General features: G+C 74.6%; 13 protein-coding genes and 1 pseudogene. 8 read left to right on the top strand and 6 right to left on the bottom strand.

All coding sequences use genetic code 11. The features are described from left to right. The first annotated feature begins 49 nt into the window (after positions 1-49). From ADK52_RS02610 to ADK52_RS02595, 4 genes are all read left to right on the top strand, one after another. Positions 50-463: an NUDIX domain-containing protein gene (locus tag ADK52_RS02610; RefSeq protein ID WP_063783758.1), complete on the top strand. Its 414-nt coding sequence runs from the start codon at positions 50-52 to the stop codon at positions 461-463. A gap of 48 nt (positions 464-511) precedes the next feature. Then, positions 512-1,768 carry a Tm-1-like ATP-binding domain-containing protein gene (locus ADK52_RS02605; RefSeq protein ID WP_053688136.1) on the top strand — a complete coding sequence of 419 codons (1,257 nt, stop codon included), beginning with the start codon at positions 512-514 and terminating at the stop codon, positions 1,766-1,768. 188 nt (positions 1,769-1,956) lie between these two features. Continuing rightward, complete coding sequence (locus ADK52_RS02600) at positions 1,957-3,567, top strand: serine/threonine-protein kinase (protein ID WP_234343277.1); 1,611 nt, start codon at positions 1,957-1,959, stop codon at positions 3,565-3,567. Next, positions 3,564-4,172: a hypothetical protein gene (locus ADK52_RS02595; RefSeq protein WP_053688135.1), complete on the top strand. Its 609-nt coding sequence runs from the start codon at positions 3,564-3,566 to the stop codon at positions 4,170-4,172. The genes ADK52_RS02600 and ADK52_RS02595 overlap by 4 nt, the downstream gene beginning before the upstream one ends. Before the next feature lie 139 nt (positions 4,173-4,311). Here the strand turns inward: ADK52_RS02595 and ADK52_RS02590 are convergent, their stop codons facing one another. Then, complete coding sequence (locus tag ADK52_RS02590; RefSeq protein ID WP_053688134.1) at positions 4,312-5,601, bottom strand: ATP-binding protein; 1,290 nt, start codon at positions 5,599-5,601, stop codon at positions 4,312-4,314. A gap of 160 nt (positions 5,602-5,761) precedes the next feature. Here ADK52_RS02590 and ADK52_RS02585 point away from each other — a divergent pair, with 160 nt between their 5' ends. Then, positions 5,762-7,225 (top strand): hypothetical protein, encoded by a 1,464-nt coding sequence (locus ADK52_RS02585; RefSeq protein ID WP_053688133.1) that lies wholly within the window; start codon positions 5,762-5,764, stop codon positions 7,223-7,225. A gap of 42 nt (positions 7,226-7,267) precedes the next feature. Here ADK52_RS02585 and ADK52_RS02580 read toward each other — a convergent pair whose 3' ends face one another. Further along, the gene (locus ADK52_RS02580; protein WP_053688132.1) at positions 7,268-8,092 is read right to left on the bottom strand and encodes an alpha/beta hydrolase; all 825 of its coding nucleotides are present in this window, start codon (positions 8,090-8,092) and stop codon (positions 7,268-7,270) included. A gap of 200 nt (positions 8,093-8,292) precedes the next feature. Here ADK52_RS02580 and ADK52_RS02575 point away from each other — a divergent pair, with 200 nt between their 5' ends. After that, positions 8,293-9,060 carry a trypsin-like serine peptidase gene (locus tag ADK52_RS02575; protein WP_159045830.1) on the top strand — a complete coding sequence of 256 codons (768 nt, stop codon included), beginning with the start codon at positions 8,293-8,295 and terminating at the stop codon, positions 9,058-9,060. Between the two features lie 359 nt (positions 9,061-9,419). Here ADK52_RS02575 and ADK52_RS02570 read toward each other — a convergent pair. The 3 genes and pseudogenes from ADK52_RS02570 to ADK52_RS02560 form a co-directional block, all read right to left on the bottom strand. Continuing rightward, positions 9,420-9,884, bottom strand: a pseudogene (locus ADK52_RS02570) (NUDIX hydrolase); the annotation flags it as partial. Between the two features lie 59 nt (positions 9,885-9,943). After that, the gene (gene lnt / locus ADK52_RS02565) at positions 9,944-11,542 is read right to left on the bottom strand and encodes an apolipoprotein N-acyltransferase (protein ID WP_053688131.1); all 1,599 of its coding nucleotides are present in this window, start codon (positions 11,540-11,542) and stop codon (positions 9,944-9,946) included. A 43-nt stretch (positions 11,543-11,585) separates the two neighbouring features. Continuing rightward, complete coding sequence (locus tag ADK52_RS02560) at positions 11,586-12,101, bottom strand: hypothetical protein (RefSeq protein ID WP_234343276.1); 516 nt, start codon at positions 12,099-12,101, stop codon at positions 11,586-11,588. Positions 12,102-12,224: 123 nt separating this feature from the next. Here ADK52_RS02560 and ADK52_RS02555 point away from each other — a divergent pair, with 123 nt between their 5' ends. Together ADK52_RS02555 and ADK52_RS02550 are read left to right on the top strand one after the other, a co-directional pair. Then, positions 12,225-12,701, top strand: a complete 477-nt coding sequence (locus ADK52_RS02555; protein ID WP_053688130.1) for a VOC family protein — start codon at positions 12,225-12,227, stop codon at positions 12,699-12,701. A gap of 153 nt (positions 12,702-12,854) precedes the next feature. Next, a complete protein-coding gene (locus tag ADK52_RS02550) occupies positions 12,855-13,814 on the top strand; it encodes an ADP-ribosylglycohydrolase family protein (RefSeq protein WP_053688129.1) in 960 nt (319 codons plus the stop codon). 9 nt (positions 13,815-13,823) lie between these two features. Here ADK52_RS02550 and ADK52_RS02545 read toward each other — a convergent pair whose 3' ends face one another. Next, positions 13,824-14,618, bottom strand: coding sequence for a glutamate racemase (locus ADK52_RS02545; protein ID WP_053688128.1), 795 nt, complete (start codon positions 14,616-14,618; stop codon positions 13,824-13,826). Positions 14,619-14,704: the final 86 nt, after the last annotated feature.

Below are 14,704 nucleotides of genomic sequence, written 5' to 3'. Positions count from 1 at the left end.
CCCCGACACCCCTCGCACCCCCGACTCCCCCGACTCCCCCGACGACGGCATCGAGGTGCTCCTCGGCCACATGGGCGGGCCGTTCTGGGAGCACAAGGACGACGGATCGTGGGCCATCCCCAAGGGCGAGTACGAGGAGGACGAGGCCCCGATCGACGCGGCCCGCCGGGAGTTCACCGAGGAGATCGGCCTGCCGCCGCCGGAGGGCCCGTACCTCCCGCTGGGCGAGCTGCGGATCCCCGGCGGCAAGCTGGTGACGATCTGGGCGGTACGGGCGGACCTGGATCCGGCGCTGATGGTGCCCGGGACCTTCACGATGGAGTGGCCTCCGCACTCGGGCCGGACGCAGGAGTTCCCCGAGCTGGACCGGGTGGCCTGGTTCGCTCCCCCCGTGGCCAAAACCAAGCTGATCACCTCTCAAATTCCTTTCCTGGATAGGCTGTTGGGGCTGCCGCGAGGTTGACCCGACCTTGACTTGCCAACAAACCCCACCTGCGTGGACATTGCACATATGACGAACGTCGTGCTGGTGGGAACCCTGGACACCAAGGGTGTCGAGTACGGCTGGCTGCGCGAGAGGCTGCTGCGCACCGGCGTCGAAGTGATCATGGTCGACACAGGAATCATGGGCGATCCCCGGGTGCCCGCGGACATACCGCGGGAAGCGGTGGCCCGGGCGGCGGGAACGGAACTGACGGAATTACGCGCGGCCGCCGACCGGGGCGCGGCCGTGACGGCGATGGCCAGAGGTGCCGAGGCGACGCTGTTACGCCTGCACGCCGGGGGCCGGCTGCACGCGGTGCTCGCCATAGGCGGCAGCGGCGGCACCTCCATCGCCACCCGGGCCATGCGCGCGCTGCCGCTCGGCGTGCCGAAGCTGATGGTCTCGTCCATGGCGTCCGGGGACGTGGCCCCGTACGTCGGATCCTCGGACATCACGATGATGTACAGCGTGGTGGACATCGCGGGGATCAACAGCATCTCCGCGCCGGTCATGGCGAACGCGGTCGAGGCGGCCGCGGGCATGGCCAAGGCCTTCGAACGGGCCTCCCGGGAGCTGCGCCGCCCGGCCCGCCTGGGCGCCGGCTCCCGCCCGCTGATCGCCGCGAGCATGGCGGGCGTCACCACGGCCGGTGTGGACGCCGCCCGCGAGCGGCTGACCGGACTCGGCTACGAGGTACTGGTCTTCCACGTCAGCGGCACCGGCGGGCGCACCCTGGAGACCCTGGCCGGCCAGGGCATCTTCGCGGGCGTCCTCGACCTCACGCTCAGCGAGCTCGCCGACGACCTGTGCGGCGGCATCCTCACCGCCGGCCCCGACCGGCTCAGCGCCGCCGGGCGGGCCGGTGTTCCGCAGGTGGTGAGCCTGGGGGCGCTGGACATGGTGAAGTTCGGCCCGCTGGAGACCCTGCCCGAACGGGCCCGCTACCGCCGGGTCCACGTACACAACCCGTCCATCACGGTGGTCCGTACGACCCCTGCCGAATGCGCGGAGCTCGGCCGCCGGGTCGCCGCCAAACTGCGCGCCGCGACCGGTCCCACGGCCGTCTGCGTCCCGCTCCGCGGACTGTCCACGCTCGGCGCCCCGGGCGGCACCTACCACGACCCGGACGCGGACCGGGCCCTGTTCTCGGCGCTGCGCGAGGGGCTGCGGGGCAGTTCGGCCCGGCTCTACGACTACGACACCCACATCAACGACCCGGCCTTCGGGAGGGCGGCGGCCGACCGGCTGCACACCATGATCGGCGCGGCGCGGGCCGCGGCGTGAACCCCCGACGACCCGTGTAGGGCCCATATAAACCCACCCCGGCCACCGTGTGAGATGCTCCGCGCGGCGGGGAACCGGCCGTGGCGGAAACCGTGTCCCTGGGTGTGCCCGCTCGGCACGAGCGGGCCCGCTGCCCGGGGCCCGGTGACGCCGCGGACGGGGACACGGGGACGGGACGGGACGGGGGCATGACGATGAAGAACGCGTGGACGGTGCCCGGCTATGCGCCGGTCCGGGAGCTCGGCTCGGGCGGCAGCGGCCGCGTGGTCCTCGCCGTCCACGAGGCCACGGGCACGCCGGTCGCGGTGAAGTACCTCAGCGACCGGCTGCGCGAGGACCCGGCGTTCATCGGGGAGTTCCGGGCCGAGGCCCGCCTCCTCGGCGCCCTGGACACCCCGTACGTGGTCCGGTTGTACGAGTACGTGGAGGCGCCCTCCGGCGCCGCCATCGTGATGGAGCTGGTCGACGGGATCTCCCTGCGCGCCCTGCTGAAGCAGGCCGGGCAGGCCGAACCCGAGGCCGCGCTGGTGGTGCTGAAGGGCTCCCTGCTGGGCCTCGCGGCCGCCCACCGGGCGGGCGTGGTCCACCGCGACTACAAGCCCGAGAACGTCCTGGTCTCCGCCGACGGCTCCTCGAAGCTCGTGGACTTCGGGATCGCGGCGCGCCGCGGCACGACGCCCGGGGTGGCCGGCACCCCGGCGTACATGGCCCCCGAGCAGTGGCAGGGCCGCCCGGCCTCGCCCGCGGCGGACGTGTACGCGGCGACGGCGACCTTCTTCGAGTGCCTGACCGGCCGCAAGCCGTTCGCGGGGGAGAACTTCGCGGAGCTCGCGGTCCAGCACGTGGAGGCGCCCGTCCCGGAGACCGAGGCCCCCGAGCCGGTCCGCCCGCTGATCCGGCGGGGGCTGGCCAAGGCCCCGGAGGAGCGGCCGGAGAACGCCGAGGCGTTCGTGGCGGAGCTGGAGGGCGTGGCGCTCGCCGCGTACGGGGCCGACTGGGAGGAGCGCGGGCAGCGCAAGCTGGCGGCGCTCGCCGCGCTGCTGCCCCTGCTGTTCCCCTCCGCGGGCGCCCCGGCCGCGGGGACCACGGCGGTGGCGACGACCACGATCGCGGCGCCCTCCCGCTGGTCCCCGGGCCGGCGCGGGCTGATCGCGGGCGGTGCGGCGCTGGTCCTCGGGGTCCTGACGGCGCTCACCTACAGCGCGGCCGGCGGGGAGGCCGGCGGGGCCGCGGCGCTGAACGCGTTCGCGACGTCGAGTGCGAGCCCGGGCGGTACGGGCCCGTCGCCGGCACCGGGCCCGAGTACCTCGGCCAGTCCCTCACCGTCCGCCTCCCCTTCCCCTTCCGCCTCCTCGTCCCCCTCCGCATCGCCGTCGTCCCCTGCGAGCCCGAGCTACTCGCCGGCGGTGACGCCCACGGTCACGGCTCCGACGACCCCGCCGCCCACCACCCCGCCGCCCTCGCCGAAGCCGACGGTGGTCGTCGGCGCGGTGTCGGTCACCCTCCGCCAGACGGGAACCTCCGTCGGCCAGGCGACCGTGAGCGTCGACGCGAAGGGCACCGCGCCGGTGACGGTGGTGCTCGAATGGTTCACGGGTGACGTGGAGGGGCGGCTGGGCAAGGCGGACGGCGCCGCGGACACCCTCACGTACCAGCCGGGCGCCGCCGCACCGCTCGTCAAGACCCACACCTTCTCCGGCGCGGGCTGCTACTGGGGCGTGCGCGCCACCACCAAGCCCGCCGCCGGCAACGGTTCCTCGATCAGCCAGGTCTTCATCAGGCGGTGCACGATCACATGAGCGACAGCGACGACGACTACAGCGCCACCGTCCTCGGCAGCCACTGGTTCAGCGGGCCGCAGCAGACGCCGCAGCAGACGCGGGTCCAGCCGCAGGAAGCCGTGCCCGACCGGGTCGAGGGCTCGGTCCTGCGGTTCGGGCCCGGGGTGACGGCCGCCATGCCGGCCCCGTTCCCCGTGGTCGCGGAACCGGTGCCCCGCCGCAGGCTCGGCGAGTGGCGCCGGTACACCCTGGCCGCCGTGATCCTGCTCGCGGTGCTCGCGTACCTGGCCTGGCAGCGGTACGGTCCCGCCCTCGAAGTACGGGACGTGACGGTCGCCACCGCCGACCCGCAGGGTCCCGGCTGCGACTCGACCGCCGACGTGGTGGCCGTCGTACGGACCAACGGGCGGCCGGGAACCCTCACGTACCGGTGGCTCCGCTCCGACGGCACCCGGTCGGAACAGCTCACCGAGCGGGTGCCGCGCGGGAGGAAGGAGGCCCGGCTGCACCTGCTGTGGACCTTCCAGGGCCGGGGCACGTACGGGGCCGAGGCGAAGCTCCAGCTGGTCTCGCCCGGGCAGCGCACCGCGGCGACGCAGTTCACGTACCGCTGCGCGGGCTAGGCGCGGGGCACCCGGGGCGGGACCGGCGGCCGGGCGGGACGCGGGAGGCCCGCAGCCGCTCCGGGGAGTGGCTGCGGGCCGTCCTGCCGACCTGTCCGTGGCAGGCCGGGTCCGTACCCCCGTGGTCCGTTCCGGAGTCTCAGAACCTGGCGTGGGCGGTGATGTCCGCCTCGAACTCCCCCGTCATCGCCGGGGTCACCGTCGGCCGGCACTGCGCGACCGCCGCCAGGTAGTCCTGCGTGGAGGCGCCGAGCTGGGCCGCCGCCGCTCCCCGCGCGCCCACCGCCTCCAGGTCCCGCTCGAAGGACACCTGCGCCGCGATCCGCGCCGCGTGCTCGATGTCGGCCGGGGTGAACAGCTCGCTCGCCGCCACCAGCGCCGCCACGTCCACATCGGTGCGGCCCGCCGTGTAGCGGGACCAGATCGCGGCGCGCGCCCCGGCGTCCGGGGTGCCGATCGGGATCAGGTAGTCGAAGCGCCCGGGCCGCAGGAACGCCGGGTCCAGCGAGCGGATGGAGTTGGTGGCGCACACCAGCAGCCGCTCGTCGCCCTCCCGGAATCCGGGGATCAGTTTGAGCAGCTCGTTGGTGACCCCGTGGATCCCGCCGGGCTGCGCGGGCTCGGTGCGTACGGGCGCGATCTCCTCGACCTCGTCGATGAAGACGAGGACCCGCTCCAGCTCGGCGATCCGGGCGAACGCGTCGCGCAGCGCGGCGGCCAGGTTGCCCTCGTCGGCGAGGCGGGAGGGCAGCAGTTCCACGAAGGGCCAGCCGAGCCGGGAGGCGATGGCCCGGGCGAAGGTGGTCTTGCCGGTGCCGGGCGGGCCGAAGAGGGTGATGGCGCGCGGCGGCCGCACCCCGTGCGCGGCGGCCCGCTCGGGCTCGGCGAGCGGGAGCACGACGCGCCGTTCTATGAGGTCCTTCTCGTGCTCCATTCCGGCGACCTTGGTCCACAGGTCATTGGGCAGGAAGCGGCCGCCGAGGTCGTCGAGGAGGCCGGCCGCCGGTCCGTGCAGCGGCTCGGTCTTCTCGAAGTAGGCGACGGCCGGCTGGCGCGTGTACCCCGCGTTGAGCAGGCCCTCTCCCAGCAGGTCCTCCTCGGGCAGGACGTACGCGATCCGCCCGACGCGGGCCGCGATCAGCCGCCGCTCCAGCTCGACGAGGAGGGCGCTGGCCAGGCCGCGGCCCCGCCAGCCCGCGGCGATCGCGATCCGCATGACCCAGGCCCGCTCGCCGGTGACGCAGGCGAGGGCCGCGCCGATCGGGACGCCCTGGTGGACGGCGACCACGCAGGGCTGCCGGTCGGTGAGGGCGCTGATGCACTCGGCGAGCGAGAAGACGGATTCCTGGCCGAGTTCGGCAGTCGTGTCGATCAGGTGGACGACAGCGGCGAGATCGCTCTCGCGGTAGTCGTGGATGAGCCAGTTCACCGGGTACCGCCCCTCGTTCGTGCTCCTGCGGCGAGGCTAGGGGCGGGCGGGCCCGGCGATCACGCTCCGCGGTGCACAACAGCCGGTCCGGAAGTCCTCCGCCGCGTCCATAGACTGGTGCCTTCCGCCCGAACGCCAGACCGAGGATTCCAGCACCTTCATGCTTTGCCACATACCCGCTGCCCGTCGCGGGCCCCTCGTCTGGCTCATCCCCTCGCTGTGGACCCTGGCGCTCGGCCTGTGGGGACTCTCCCGGCAGCACAGCGTGTGGCGGGACGAGGCGGCGACCTGGCAGGTGGCCGGGCGGTCGGCGGGCGAGATCGTGGACATGCTCGGCAACGTCGACGCCGTCCACGGGCTGTACTACCTGCTGATGCACGGGCTCTTCGAGCTGTTCGGGGCGAGTACGACCACGCTGCGGCTGCCGTCGGTCCTGGCGGTGGCGGCCGCAGCGGCCTGCGTGGCCGTGATCGGGCGGCGGCTGGCCGGGTTCTGGGCGGGGCTCGGCGGCGGGCTGGCGCTCGGGCTGCTGCCGGCCGTGCAGTTCTACCTCCAGGAGGGCCGGCCGTACGCGCTGGTCGCGGCCGGTGCCGGGCTCTCCACGCTGCTGCTGGTGTCGCTGCTCTCCGCGCCGCCCGGGCCCGGGCCGAGGCGGAGGGCCTGGCCGCGGTGGACGGCGTACGCGGTCACGGTGCTGGTGTGCGCGCTGCTGAACTGGCTGTCGCTGCTGGTCCTGCCCGCCCATGCGGCGACGCTGTGGTGGGTGCGGGCCGGGCGCGGTGTGTGGCTGCGCTGGGCGGCGTACGGCGCCTGCGCGGTCGCGGGGGCGCTGCCGCTGGTGCTGTTCAGCCGGAGCCAGTCCGATCAGGTGTCCTGGATACCGCCGCTGACCTGGCACATGATGATCGGCCCGGCGATCCTGCTGGCGCTCGGGGGTGTCTGCGCCCTGGCGGACCGGCCGCGCGCGGGCCGGTTGTCGGCCACGGCCGTGGGGCTGCCGCTGCTGGCGGTGCCGCAGCTCGGCCTGATCGGGATCTCGCTGGTCCAGCCGCTGTTCCTGGACCGGTACGTGCTGTTCAGCATGGTGGGTCTGGCCCTGCTGATCGGGGCGGGGCTGGGGGCGGCCGTACGGGCCGCCCGCCCCCTGTCCCCGAGGGGAGCCGGCCTGCTCGTGCCGGGCGCGATCGGGGTCTCGGTGCTGGCGCTGCTGCCGGTGGAGCTGGGCAAGCGGGCTCCGGCCAGCCGGGTCGACGACGTGCTGGCGGTGGCCGGGGAGGTGGCCCGCCTGGGCCGGCCCGGGGACGCGGTGCTGTTCGTACCGGCTGCCCGGCGGGACACGGCGCTGGTCTCGCCGGGGGCGTTCGCGGGGCTGGCGGACGTGGCCCTGGAGCGCAGTCCGGTGGCCTCCGCGACCCTCAAGGGCGAGGAGGCGGACCCGGCGCGGATACGGGAGGCGCTGCTCCGGCAGTCGCGGGTACTGCTGGTGACGGACGCGGCGAAGGTGGCGAAGCCTTCGGGGGCCGCCCGGGACGCGGCGAAGGCGGCGGTGCTGAAGGAGCGGTTCACGGTGGTGGAGGACCGCCAGGTCCGGGGCCGCCGGGTGACGGTGTACGAGCGCCGGTAGAGGCTGCCCGGCCCTGATCCGCCGGACCCTCCTACGGTGTCCTCACGCGGCCCGGGGGTGGGCCGCCCCGGTGTGGGAGTCCAGCCAGGACAGCGAGGCGCGGGCCAGGTCCGGCCAGCCGTGGTCGACGGTCAGGGAGTGGCCGCGGTCCTCGAAGCACTGGTACTCGGTGGTCGCGTGCGAGTGGCGGTACTGCTTGTAGGTCGAGCGGGTCAGCAGGTCCGGGACGGTGTGGTCGAGCCGCCCCGACAGCAGGAGCAGCGGGCCGCGGGTCTCGTTGCCGGTGTCGACCTCGGCCGGGGAGTGCGGGGTGAAGTTGCCGAGCGCCAGCTGGAACAGCGGTCGGGCGGTGCTCGGGATGGTCCACTCGTCGTACAGCTCCTCGGACTCCTCCTCGGAGACGGCGTTGGCGAAGCCGTAGCGGAACTGCTCGCGGTTGAGCGAGACGGACCGGCGGGTGTTGCCCGGGTTGTGCAGGACGGCGAACGTCGACTTGGCCTGGGCCGGGGCGATGGCCTTGACGCCCTTGATCTGGCCGGGGCAGATGGCGACGGCGGCCTCGGCGAGCCCTTGGCCGAGCAGGTGCTGGGCGATGAACCCGCCGACCGAGTGCCCCACGAGGACGGGCCGGGCGGGCAGGTCGCGGATCACCCTGGCGTGCGCGTCGGAGATCTCGACGAGTCCGACCCCGGCCTGGTCGTCGGGGCGGCGGCGGGCCTCGGCGACGGTGTCGGGGATCCCGGGCCACTCCGGCAGGACGGGCTCGTACCCGGCTTCGCGGAAGGCGTCGGCCCACCCCTCCCAGCTCGTGGAATGCAGCCAGAGGCCGTGGATGAACACCACGGGCGTGCGGTGCTGTGCGGTCATGGCGGGACACCTCCTGGACCCCCCTGCCGCCTCTGCCAGTCTCGCCCGCGCGGCGCACAGCCGCCTGCGGAGCCCGCAACCGCGGCACGTGCGCCGCTCGCCGCTCGCCGCTCGCCGCTCACCGATTCACAGGACATTCATATGGAATATCAGGCTCCGGACATAGCTTCGGCGGGGAGGCTCGGGGCATGATCCCGCGCATGCTTCCCCGACCGGCCCACGGCCCCCGCACCCGGCGGGCCTCCCGGATCCTGCTGGCGCTGGCCGCGATGGCCGCGCTGCTGAGCGTGGACCTGCCCGACGCGGCGGCCGTGCCGCCGCTGGGGGTCACCGCCGAGGCCGGGTCCGACCCGACGGCCAACCGGGTCGGCGCGTTGTTCGCGGGCTCCCTCGACGGCGGGCACTTCTGCACCGCGGCCGTGGTGCGCAGCGACGACCGCAATGTGATCGCCACGGCCGCGCACTGCCTGGACAACCCGGACACCACCGTGTTCGCGCCGGGCTACCGGGACGGCAAGGCCCCGTACGGGGTGTGGAAGCTGACGGGCGTGTCCATCGCCCCGGGCTGGACGGACGGGAAGGACCCGGACGAGGACGTCGCCTTCGCGACGGTCGCCCCGGCGGACGGCGGCACGGCGCGCATCGAGGACGCGGTGGGCGGCGGCTTCCCGGTGGCCGGCGAGCAGCCGGACGACGTGACGGTGACGATCCTCGGCTACCCCAGTGACGACGAGGCCCCGCTGCGCTGCGCGAACACCACGAGCCTGTTCTCCGAGACCCAGCGCCGGATCGACTGCCCTGACCTCAGCGGCGGCACGAGCGGCAGCCCCTGGCTGGCGGACGGCGCCCTGGCCGGCGTCCTCGGCGGCTACGAGGGCGGCGGTACGGTCCCGGAGGTCTCGTACAGCGCGGTCATGGACGACCAGGCCGTGGAGCTCTACCGCGAGGCGGCGGTCTCCGCGGGCTGACCCTCCGCGTGGTCATCGGCCTGCCCGACCGCGTCCGTGTGGAAATCGTCCGGTCGCTCCCCCCGCAACCGCCCGAGTCGGTTTTCGAGCAGTTCGACCGCCTCCCGCAGGCTGCTGCCGAACTCCTCACGGATCTTCTGCACGGCCTGGATCCGGCGGCCCCCGAGGATCAGGTGGTCGATCCGCGACCAGCTCGCCGCCGTGGCGTCGCTCGGGTACTTCAGGGACTCGACCTGGATCCGCAGGCGAGCGGCGTCGCTCAGGGCCGCGTCGCGCTCGGCGCGCGTCCGTTCCAGCTCGGCGCGCAGGGCGTGGGGGTCCTCGTCCTGCCCGGCGCTCTCCGCCGCCCCGCCCACCATCGGCGCGAACCAGGTCGGGTCCTCGCCCTGGGCGCGGTGGATGCGGTCCACCGCGAAGGGTTCCAGTTCGGGCAGGGCATCGACCTCGAACCAGGCCACCTCCAGCGACTCGCTGTCGTTGACGCGGGCCTCGCCGCCGGTGGCGCGGCAGCGGAAGGTGATGTCCTGGAACTGGCAGACGTCGCCGTTCGGGTAGGTGATCGGCTCCAGCATCTGGACCAGCACCACCCGCTCCGGGACGCACGTCACCGCCGTCTCCTCGTACACCTCGCGCAGCGCCGTCTGCGCGGGCTGCTCCCCCGGCTCCGCGATCCCGCCGATCACGGACCAGCGGCCGGTGTCGGAGCGCCGGCCGAGCAGCACCCGCCCCTCGTCGTCGAAGACGATGGCGGTGACCCCGGGCAGCAGGAGCAGCTGGTTCCCGGCGGAGGCGCGGATCTGGCGGATGAACTCAGGTGTGGTCATCCTCCGACCCTACGAGGCCGCGCGCACCGACCGGGGCCGGCCGGTCCGCCGGGCCCGTCTCAGGCGGCCGTCCGGCGGGACCGGATCCGGCGGGCGAGGGTCCAGCCGAGGCCGCCCGCGGCGACCAGGAGCAGCAGGTACTCCGGCAGCGGGCCGAACCGGGTGGCCGGGGTCTGCGTGGAGCGCAGCGGGATCTCGGCGACGAGCGCGTCCGCCGTGAACATCTTCGTCTCCTGGACGATCTGCCCGTCGGGGCGGATCACGGCGCTGACGCCGCTGGTGACGGGCACGAGCACGGTCCGGCTGTGCTCGACCGCCCGCACCCGGTCCATCGCGAGCTGCTGGTAGGTCATCTGCGAGCGGCCGAACGTGGCGTTGTTGCTCGGTACGGCGATCACCTGCGCGCCGTCCTGGACCGTGGAGCGCACGGCGTCGTCGAAGGCGGCCTCGAAGCAGGTCACCATGCCGACGGCGCTGCCCGCCATGGCGAAGACCCCCGGCTCCTTGCCGGGGCCGAAGTCGCGCCGCACCCGGTCCACGTCCGAGCTGAAGAGCCGGACGAAGGAGCGCATCGGGATGCGCTCGCCGAAGGGCTGGATCTTGCGCTTGTCGTACGTGTCGACGGGCCCCTTGACCGGGTCCCACAAGATCATCGTGTTGCGCAGCGGCCCGGTCTCCGGCTCCAGTACGGAGCCGATCGCGACCGGGACGCCGATCGCCTTGACCGCGTTGTCGATGACCTCGTACGCGTCGGGCTGGGTGTACGGGTCGATGTCGGAGGAGTTCTCCGGCCAGACCACGAAGTCGGGCTTCGGGACACGGCCGGCCTTGACGTCCGCGGCGAGCCGGAGCGTGCGGTTGGCGTGGTTGTCGAGGACCGCGCGGCGCTGGGCGTTGAAGTCGAACCCGGCGCGCGGGACGTTGCCCTGGACGACGGCAGCCACCGCGGTGCCTTCCTCGGCGGCGTCGGAGACCAGCGGCCGGGACGCGAGGGCCCCGGCGAGCGGGGCGGCCACGGCGGTCGCGGCGAGCAGCGCTGCGGTGGCCCGCCGGGTGTCCGCTCCGACGCGCAGCGCCTCGTAGAGCCCGAATCCGCACAGGGCCACGGCGAAGGAGAGCAGCGGGGTGCCGCCGAGGGCGGCGAGCGGGAGGAAGACGCCGTCGGCCTGGCCGAAGGCGAGCTTGCCCCAGGGGAAGCCGCCGAAGGGGGCCCGGGCGCGCAGCGCCTCCCCGGCGGTCCAGACGGCCGCGCCCCACAGGGGCCAGGCGGGGAGCCGGCTCACGAGGGCGATCCCGAGGCCGGTGAGGCCGATCAGGAGGGCTTCGACGGTGGCGAGGGCCAGCCACGGGACCGGGCCGACGCCCTCACTGGTCCAGATGAGCAGCGGCAGCAGGAAGCCCAGGCCGTGCAGGAAGCCGAGGCCGAAGCCGGCGCGGGCGCGGCGGCCGCGGAGGCAGGCGCCGAGCACGGCGAGGGCGAAGGGGGCCAGCCACCACAGCGGGCGCGGCGGGAAGCTCAGGTAGAGCAGCGCGCCGGAGCCGACGGCGAGGGCGACGCGCAGTGGCCACCCCTTCCAGGCGGCGGATGGGGCCAGGGTTGCGGGTTCCGCTTCTGCGTCGACCCCGGATCCGGGCTCTGCGGTGACACTGCTGCTCATCTGCCGGAGTGTACGTGCCCGCCCGCGGGCAGCGGGAGAACCCTCAGCGGGCGAGCGCGCGCAGGTGGGTGCGGATGACCCGGACCGCGTTCTCGGCGTCGTCGACGGTGACGGTGAACACCTTGCCGTCGCCGAGCCGCAGCTCCACTCCCTCGCCGCGCCGGACGATGACGGCGGTTCCCCTTTCGGGCCGCCAGCGGTATCCCCAGCCGCCCCACTGCTGGGGGGTGATCCGGGGGACGAACTCGGCGGAGGCCACCTCTGCGAGCCGGATCTTGCGGCGCGGCAGCCCGATGTGGCCGCAGCGGACCTCCATGGCCTCGGCGTCGACGGTGACGGCGACGTACACGAAGGCGAGCGTGCCGTAGAGGATCAGCAGTCCGACGGCGAGGCAGCCGATCACGGACATCAGCAGCGGGACGACGCCGGAGGTCCAGTTCGAGTCGACGGCGAGCTCGACGCCGAGCGCGAGGCAGGCCGCGCCGGCCGCGGCGAGCAGCCATTGCGCGCGGTTGGAGGCCCGTCCCGTCCACAGCGGACCCGGGGGGTGAACCGTCATGTGTAGCAGCGTACTCACGTTCCGCATGTGCGCCACTGCCTCTCGCCCGCGCGGCGCGGACGCGCCACAAGGCGCGTGCCCGGCCTTGACCTCAAGCAAACTTGAGGTTCTACGTTCACCCTCATGAGCACGCACGAGGCAGACCAGAAGGCCGTGGAGACCGTCCCTGACCGCTACCGCACGGCGGTGGTGCCGCACATCATGGTGGCCGACGCGCCGGCCGCACTCTCCTTCTACCGACGGGCCTTCGACGCCGTCGAGGACTTCCGGCTCGACCACCCCGAGGGCGGGGTGATCCACGCCGAGATACGCGTCGCCGGGGCAACCCTGATGCTCGGCGACGTCTCCGAAGGGCCGTTCGCCGCCCCGTCGGCACTGGGCGGCACCACGGCCGCGCTGCACGTGTTCGTACCGGACGTGGACGCCCTCGTCCGGGCGGCCGTGGCCGAGGGCGCGGAGCTGCTCCAGCCTCCGGCCGACCGGTTCCACGGCGACCGGACCGCCATCCTCCGGGACCCGTTCGGGCATCTGTGGGTGTTCCTGACCCACCTGGAGGACGTGTCCTGGGACGACCTGGAGGGCCGGCTGACGGGCGCGTGACCCCGGTCGGATCCAGCCGCCGGGCCAGGGGAGGGCAAGCGCGTCGCGCGGGGCGGGGCCGACCAGGGCCGTGCCGGCGGAGGCGGCCGGGCGCGGACCGACGCACCGGGGCCCCTCCCCGGAGGGCTTGGCACGCGGTGTACTGGCCTGCGTATGCCCCGCACCGCCCGAGGAGGAATTGTGATCAGTCGGCTCGACCGCGCCGTGGGCGCCGTTCTGGGCTCGGCCGTCGGCGACGCACTCGGCGCGCCCTACGAGTTCGGGCCCGCCGGGGAACTGACCGCGCGCGGCCAGGAGATGCGCGGGGGCGGCGGCTGGGATCCGGGCGAAGCGACCGACGACACGCAGATGGCGGTCCTGGTCGGCGAGTCCCTCCTGGAGCACGGCGGCCTCGAACTCCCCGACGTCTTCGGGCGGTTCCAGCGCTGGGCAGCCGCCCAGCCCAAGGACATCGGCCTCCAGACGGAGGACGTGCTGACGAGCGGCGAGGCCTGGGACCTGGCCGCCGCACTGCACTTCCAGATCAACGCGCGCGCGGCGGGCAACGGTTCCCTGATGCGGGCCTCCACCTCGGCCGTCTACTTCGCCGCCGCCGGGCGGGAGGCGACGATGGACGCCGCCCGGCGGCTCGCGGCCCTGACGCACGGCGACCGGGCGGCCTGGGAGGGTACGGCCGTACTCCACGAGCTCGTACGGGTGACGCTCGACGGGGGCGATCCGCTGGCCGCGCTCCCCGAGGTGCTCGACGCGGTGCACCCGGACCACCGCGGGCGGTACGGGGTCGTCCTCGGCCCCGACTGGCATCCGGGACTGGCCACCGAGTTCAACGGGGCGGTGTGGCCCTGCCTGGGCTCCGCGGTGTGGGCGCTGCGCACGACCACCGGGTTCGCCGGGGCCGTACGGGCGGCCGTGGACCTCGGCGGGGACACCGACACGGTGGCGGCCGTCACCGGCACCCTCGCCGGGGCCCGCTACGGCCAGGCGGCGATCCCGCCGGAGTGGACGGCTCCGCTGCACGTACCGCTGCCCGGGGCCGGGGACCGGGTGCTGGACGCCGACGGGCTGCGCGCGCTCGCCCAGGCGCTGGTGCTGGCGCCGGCGGGCAGCGCGTAGCTCGCGGGGTCAGCCCCCGACGGCCGCGCCCTCTCCCGCGAGCAGCCGCCCTTCGGCGTACCCGAGCGCGGCGGCGGGGAGCACGCCCTCCTGCCCGCTGAGCAGGACGGTCAGGGTGCCGGTACGGGGCAGGCCCGGTTCGGGGAGGGCGCCGAGCCGGCGCAGCGCCTGTACGGCGACGGCCTCGGCGGAGCCGTGGAAGCGGAGCTCGGCGCCGCCGGTCCGCTCGGCCAGGGCGGCCCGGACGGACACCTCGACGAGCTCGTAGTGCGTGCAGCCGAGGACGACGTCGGTGACGTCGGCCGGGGTCAGCGCGGCCGCTGCGGCAACGGTCGCCGCGATGGCGGCTTCGTCCCCCGTCTCGACTGCGTCGGCGAGTCCCGGGCAGGGCACCTCGGTGACCCGGGCGCCGGTGGCGAAGTCACGGATCAGCCCGCGCTGGTAGGGGCTGCCGGTGGTGGCGGGCGTGGCCCAGATGGCCATGCGTCCGCCCGGGGTGGCGGCGGGCTTGATCGCCGGCACGGTCCCGATCACCGGGATCCCGGGCTCCAGCTCGGCCCGGAGGGCGGGCAGGGCGTGCACGGTGGCGGTGTTGCAGGCCACGATCAGCGCGTCCGGCCGGTGCCCTGCGGCGGCCCGGGCCACGCCGAGGGCCCGCCCGGTCAGATCGGCGGGCGTACGAGGGCCCCAGGGCATGCCGTCGGGGTCGGAGGAGACGACCAGATCGACGTCGGGCCGCAGCCGACGCATCGCGGCGGCCGCCGCGAGGAGGCCGATTCCGGAGTCCATGAGGGCGATCTTCACCTGGTCACCTTAATGGAAGCCCGCCCACCGCGGCCCGCCAACCCGACCCGACGGACCCCGCGCCCCCGCCGCGCCCGCCCCCCGGC

It is taken from the genome of Streptomyces sp. WM6372, from assembly GCF_001279655.1.
Lineage (GTDB): Bacteria > Actinomycetota > Actinomycetes > Streptomycetales > Streptomycetaceae > Streptomyces.
The sequence above is the reverse complement of the archived record's forward strand: the minus strand, read 5'-3'. Positions and strand labels throughout refer to the sequence as shown.